Raw genomic sequence first — 5,816 nt, forward strand, 5'->3', positions numbered from 1 at the left:
CTGGTCCTCGACCCCACCGTCATCTACCAGCGCACCGGCCGCCCACCAGGCCCCACCCCAAAATGACGAACGCCCGAACCTACAAACCTGTAGGTTCGGGCGTCCTCGATGTCCTGAGACATCACATGATTCAATCATCTGGGTTAGCATGTGCAGGGCAAACACAACCTTCATCCATATGGAGGGTCAACTTCCGTCGTGTGGAACTTCGACAGGGAGCGCGGGTGGAATTCCGCATACTTGGACACCTCGACGTCTCATGCGGTGGGCGCTCCGTGTATCTGGGGGGCTCCCGCGAACGAACGGTTCTGTCCACGCTGTTGCTGGAGGCCGAGCACGTCGTCCCGATCGACCGGTTGATCGACGCCGTTTGGGGCGAGGACCCGCCGGCCACCGCCCGTGGTCAGGTCCAGTTCTGCATTTCCGCCCTGCGCCGCCGCACCGTCGCGGCCTGCGGAGTCGACCCGATCGAGACCCGTCGTCCCGGATACGTGATCCATCTCGGCGAACACTTTTTTGATCTTCATCGGTTCGAGGAAAAGGCGCGCGAGGGACGGCTGGCCCGTGCCGGGGGCGATCCGCCGAAAGCCGTCCGGTTGTTGCGGTTGGCGCTCGATCTGTGGCGTGGGCCCCCGCTGGCCGATATCGACAGCACTCTGCTGCGGCGCGGCGTCAACCACCTCGACGAGCGGCGTCTCACCGTGATCGGCGAGTCCCTGGAGTGTGCCCTGCTCGCCGGTGAACACCACGAGGTCATAGGTGAGTTGCGTACCTTGGTCGCCGACCGTCCGCTGCATGAGCACTTCTGGGCACTGCTGATGACCGCCCTGCACTCGGCCGGTCGGCAGGCCGAGGCGCTGGACGCCTACCGCGCCGCACGGCGGGTACTCCGTGACGAACTGGGCATCGAGCCCGGTGGTGAACTCCGGGATTTACACGAGGCGTTGCTCTCCGGGGCCTACCGGGCGCCACGGTTCACCCCGCCGGCCGCCGTCTCCCGGACGCGGGATGAGAGCGTGCCGTCCGCCCCGGAGGATTCGGAGACCGAGCCGACCGCAGCGGAATCGGCCCATACCGTCCCCGAATCGAGCGCCGCCGTCCGGGTTCCGCTGCCTGCGCCGGATCCGGAGCCGATGCAGCGCACCCCGAGCCTGTTGCCCACAGCCATACCGGACTTCATCGGGCGTGAGGAGGTCGTCGCCTCGGTACTGGAGCAGCTGAGCCGGGGGGAGGGGAACACCGACCGAGCCGTACCGATCTCCGTCATCGTGGGACCGGGTGGCGCGGGCAAGACCACCCTCGCGGTACACACGGCCCACCGGCTGGCCGACCGGTATCCGGACGGACAGCTCTTCGCCGAACTCCGCACCGGCAACGGGCCGGTGAGTCCTTCCGACATCCTGGAACGCTTTCTGCGCGCGCTCGGCGTCAGTGGTCCCAATCTGCCGCGCACCCTCGACGAGCGCGCCGAGCTCTTCCGCGACCTGGTCGGTGACCGGCGGCTGCTGATCGTGCTCGACGACGCCATGACCGAACGTCAGGTGAACTGTCTGCTGCCGGGTACCGCCGGTTGCGCGGTGCTGGTCACCAGCCGTCGGCGGCTGACCGGCCTGCCCGCCCGTGGCCGGGTGGAGTTGGGCGCACTCAGCGAACCCGGCGCGATCGACCTGCTCACCCGTTTCGTCGGGGAGGAGCGGGTCGCCGCCGACCCGGAGGGGGTCGCCGACCTCTGCCGGTTCTCCGGTCGGTTGCCCCTGGCGCTGCGCATCTGCGCGGCACGGCTGGCGGCCCGACCACACTGGACCGTCGCCGATCTGGTGGACCGGCTGTACGACGAGTCGCGGCGGCTCGACGAGTTGGGCCACGGCGAGATGACGGTCCGGGCGAGTATCTCGCTCACTTACGACAGCCTCCCCGACGACGCCCGGCTGCTCTTCCGCCGGCTGGCACTACTGGACGTGCCGAGCTTCGCGGCCTGGGTCGGTTCCCCGCTGTTGGAGGTCGACGCGGCCCGGGCGCACGAGGCCCTGGAGGTACTGACCGAGGCGTACCTGATCGACGCGACCCCGGTGCCCGGCGGTCAGGTGCGATACAGCTTCCACGACATCATGCGCCCGTTCGCCCAGGAGCGACTGGTGGAGGAGAGCGCGGAGGAGCGCACCGCAGCGTTGGAACGGTGGCTCGGCTCGCTGCTGTCGCTGACCGGCGAGGCCCACCGTCGGGAGTACGCAGGCGGTTTTTTGGAACGTCGCAGTTCGGCGAGCCGCTGGCGGCTTCCCGACCGGTTGGTGGGGAGACTGCTGGCGAACCCGCTGAGCTGGTACGAGCAGGAGCGGACCTCGATCGTGGCAGCGGTTCGTCAGGCCGCGGTCTCCGGACTGGTCGAGCACAGCTGGGACCTGGCGCTCAGCGCGGTGACCCTCTTCGAGGCGCACTGCTACTTCGACGACTGGCGTGAGACCCACGAGGTGGCGCTGAAGGCGGCCTGCCGGGCGGGGGACGAGCGCGGTGAGGCGGCGATGCGGTACTCGTTGGGCTCCCTTCACATGTTCGAGCAGTCCACGGTGCCCGCGCGGCGGCAGTTCGACCAGGCGTACACCCTCTACGAACGGTCCGGCGACGAGCACGGAGCGGCACTGGTACTGCGCAACATGGCGTACCTGGACCGGCTCTCGGGTGATCTGGTCTCCGCCCAGCGGCGCTGGGAGAGCAGTCTGGATACTTTCCAGCTGGTCGGCGACCGGATCGCCGAGGCCCATGTGCTGCACAACCTGGCGCGGATGTGGCTCGACAGCGGGCACGCCGACGGCGCGTTGAAGCTGCTGAGCCGGGCGCAGCTGATCTGCCGCACCGTCGGCAATCGGCGGGTCTCCGCCCAGGTGGAGAACCGGATGGGGGAACTCCACCTGCTGGCGGGTCGGCTGGACGAGGCACAGACGGCATACGGTTCGGTGCTGGAGAGTGTGCGGGACTCCCGGGATCGGGTGGGGGAGTGCTACGCCCTGCTCGGTCTGGCCGCGGTGGAGCGTCGCCGTGGTCGGCTCGGCGCCGCCGCCCGGCTCCTGGAGCAGGCATTGGCAACGGCGGGTTCGTCCGGAGCGCGGATGGCGGAGAGCCATGTGGCACAGGCACTGGGTGAGGTGCTGTTGGCGAGCGATCCGGCGGCGGCGTTGGAGTACGCGCAGCGGGCGCTGCGCGGGTTCGAGGAGATCGGCGCGCCACTCCAGCGGGCTCGCGCCGTGGTGCTCCGTGGCCGGGTGCACGCGATGCGCGGCGACGGGGATTCGGCGCGTGACGACTGGCGGACCGCGCGGAGCATGTTACGCGCGGTGAACACCGGGGGTGGGCGCACTTCGCTGGAGGATGAGATCGCCCGGCTGTTGGAACCGGCGGACCCCCCGACGGGCGCGATGACGGAGTGATTCCGGGCCGGGCCCGGTTGGCGAGGCCGTGCGGCGCGGAACAGCGAGAGGGGCCCCGCGGGCCGCGGGCAGCTCCGGAGTCCGGCGGGCCCCGGGATGGTGACGCTGTCCGACTCCCCGGCGGTGGGGCCATGGTGCGGGGAGAGCGGCAAGGTCAGTCCCAGATGGTGTTGTCCGGCTCGGGCTCCGGGCACGGAGCGGGCCGGTCCCCGATGGTGTCGGTGGGGCTCACGTCCGTGCCGCTGTCGGGGCCGCTGGCCGCGTGGGCGATGCCGGCCGACGTGCCCGCCCCGAGGAGTGCGACGAGCAGGGCGCCGGTGATGGTGAGGCGGCGGACGGTGTGAACCATGGCGGCATCTCCTTCTGACCGAGTGGTGCCTCCGGTGGCTGGTGACCCCGGCGGCTTCGATGTTCCGATGGTTGGGCAGACCGCTTTCGAGTCGCCCCCAACCCACTGTCGATCCCACTGACCGTTCGGTTTCCCCCGGGTCGGCCTGTGGTGCACGGCCGACCACGCGATGACAGCGGAACGATGGCCGAGTGACAGCGGGACGGTTCACGCTCGTCAGCGGCGCGCCGTACCGGGAGCGTCCGGCCACGCCCCCGCGGAGACGGTGACCCCATGAGCCTCACAGTCCAGATCCTGGATCATTCCTTCGGCGTTCCCGCCACGGACGTGGATGTGCTGGTGCGCCGGCACACCGAGGACGGGTGGCAGGACGTCGCCCGCGGGTTGACCGGCGAGGACGGCCGGCTGACCGTGCTGCCGGCCGGACAATGCGCTCCCGCGCTCTACCAGCTCGTCTGCGACATCGACGCCTATTACGCGATCCTCGGCGCGGTGCCACTCTTCCCCCGCGCGGTGGTGGAGTTCCGGCTCTCGGAGTCCGAACCGGGCCTGGTGTTGGCGGTGGCGGTCTCCGCGCATTCGGTCCTCGTCTATCGCGGCAGCTGAACCGATTCGAGCGCCGCCTCCGAGCCGGTGGGCAGGGGCGCGGGACCGGGCGGGACGGTGGGGGGGAAGAGGTCGGCTCCCAGCGGGTCGAGGCCGGCGGTGTCGGCGAGTGCGCCGACCGTGCCTCCCGGGTCGTGCAGCAGTCGCCGGGCACCGGCGGCGATGGTGCGCAGCAGGGTGGGGATCGCCGCAGGCGGGACCAGTTCCGGATCGGTGCGCAGGGTCATCTCCAACCGGGTGGCGCCGTCGCCGTTGACCCGCAGATAGAAGGGGTGTCCGGCGTTCCGCGGCGGTAGCGACCACTCCAATTCGGCGTCCGGCACCCCGCCGGCCGCCACGCCCGGCGGCACGGGATCCGGCGGCGCGGGTGTCGTCACATAGTTGAACCAGCAGTCGTGCCGGAAGGTGGTGCGGTCGGGGGAGGCCGGTTCGGCGATGAGTCGGGCGACGTTGTCCACGTCGTAACAGCCGTGCCGGTAGGAGAGCAGCGTGTTGAGGTGGACCCGGCGGGCGAACGCGGGGAGTTCGGCGTCCCGGTCCACCGCGCAGGGCAGCGGCACCAGCTGGTTCAGCGTACTGACCAGTGACTTGAAGACCGGGTCGAAACGGTTGGCGCACATCACGCTCAGCACCACCCGGTCCCGGTCCAGCAGGGCGGCGACGGCCGCCGCCGTCAGCGCGGTGAGCAAGCTCTGCTGGGAGACCTTCATTTCCCGCTCGGCGCGCGCCAACAGCGCGGCCAGACCGGCGGAGCGCAGCGTCGCCTGGACCCGCCGAGCGCCCGGGCCGGAGCGGGGGAGCGGCAGATTGTGGGACGGACCCTCGGCGAGCACTCGCCGCCAGTACTTCTCGGCTCCGCGCCGCCGGGACGCCCACGACTCGCCGTGCTGGAGCGCCGCCAGCGCGCGCGGCGTCGGGGCGGGGAACTCCTCACCCGCCAGTGCCCGGCGCAGCTGCCCCTCCAGTGCGCGGACCGCCCAGACGTCCACCACCAGATGGGACATCGAGACCGCCAGTCGGGCCGGCCGGCCCGCGCAGTTGATCAGCACCGCGTGCCAGCCGGGGTCGCCGGTGACCGGGAACGGCCGGGCGTAGAGATCGCGCAGCACGCCGAGTGCGGCGTCCGCGTCCGGCTGGGACAGTTCCACCCGCTCCAACCGCAGCGGGACATCGTCGTGGACTCGCTGGACCGGCCGGCCCCCGGTATCGGTGTGGAAGGTGGTGCGCAGCGCCTCCTGGCGGGCGGTCAGCAGCCGTAGGCCCCTGACCACCTCCGCCTCGCCGAGGCCGGTGACATCCCAGAGCGCGGGGACGTTCACCTCCATCAGGCGGTCTTCGCCGAAGGTCTCGATCGATCGCCAGGTCGACAGCTGCCCGTAGGTGAGCGGAGCGTCGGCGGACATGGTCCCTCCGGGGTGGGTCGGGGCAGGAGTGTGGGC

Annotated in this window: 4 protein-coding genes; 2 read left to right on the plus strand and 2 right to left on the minus strand. The window is 70.8% G+C overall.

From position 1 onward, the window contains the following. The first annotated feature begins 275 nt into the window (after positions 1-275). Positions 276-3,422, plus strand: coding sequence for an AfsR/SARP family transcriptional regulator (locus FNQ90_RS10450; protein ID WP_182606116.1), 3,147 nt, complete (start codon positions 276-278; stop codon positions 3,420-3,422). Positions 3,423-3,576: 154 nt separating this feature from the next. Here FNQ90_RS10450 and FNQ90_RS10455 read toward each other — a convergent pair whose 3' ends face one another. Beyond that, positions 3,577-3,771 carry a hypothetical protein gene (locus FNQ90_RS10455; protein WP_182606117.1) on the minus strand — a complete coding sequence of 65 codons (195 nt, stop codon included), beginning with the start codon at positions 3,769-3,771 and terminating at the stop codon, positions 3,577-3,579. 273 nt (positions 3,772-4,044) lie between these two features. Here FNQ90_RS10455 and FNQ90_RS10460 point away from each other — a divergent pair, with 273 nt between their 5' ends. After that, a complete protein-coding gene (locus FNQ90_RS10460) occupies positions 4,045-4,377 on the plus strand; it encodes a hydroxyisourate hydrolase (RefSeq protein ID WP_182606118.1) in 333 nt (110 codons plus the stop codon). Here FNQ90_RS10460 and FNQ90_RS10465 read toward each other — a convergent pair. Next, entirely contained in the window at positions 4,362-5,780 is a 1,419-nt protein-coding gene (locus FNQ90_RS10465; RefSeq protein WP_182606119.1) for a condensation domain-containing protein, read from the minus strand. The genes FNQ90_RS10460 and FNQ90_RS10465 overlap by 16 nt on opposite strands. Between the last annotated feature and the right edge of the window lie 36 nt (positions 5,781-5,816).

Source organism: Streptomyces alkaliphilus (assembly GCF_014141535.1).
Lineage (GTDB): Bacteria > Actinomycetota > Actinomycetes > Streptomycetales > Streptomycetaceae > Streptomyces > Streptomyces alkaliphilus.

Coding starts and splice junctions, on each gene's coding strand:
- FNQ90_RS10465 (WP_182606119.1), bottom strand. CDS start 5,780: ATGTCCGCCGACGCTCCGCTCACCTACGGGCAGCTGTCGACCTGGCGA.
- FNQ90_RS10455 (WP_182606117.1), bottom strand. CDS start 3,771: ATGGTTCACACCGTCCGCCGCCTCACCATCACCGGCGCCCTGCTCGTC.
- FNQ90_RS10460 (WP_182606118.1), top strand. CDS start 4,045: ATGAGCCTCACAGTCCAGATCCTGGATCATTCCTTCGGCGTTCCCGCC.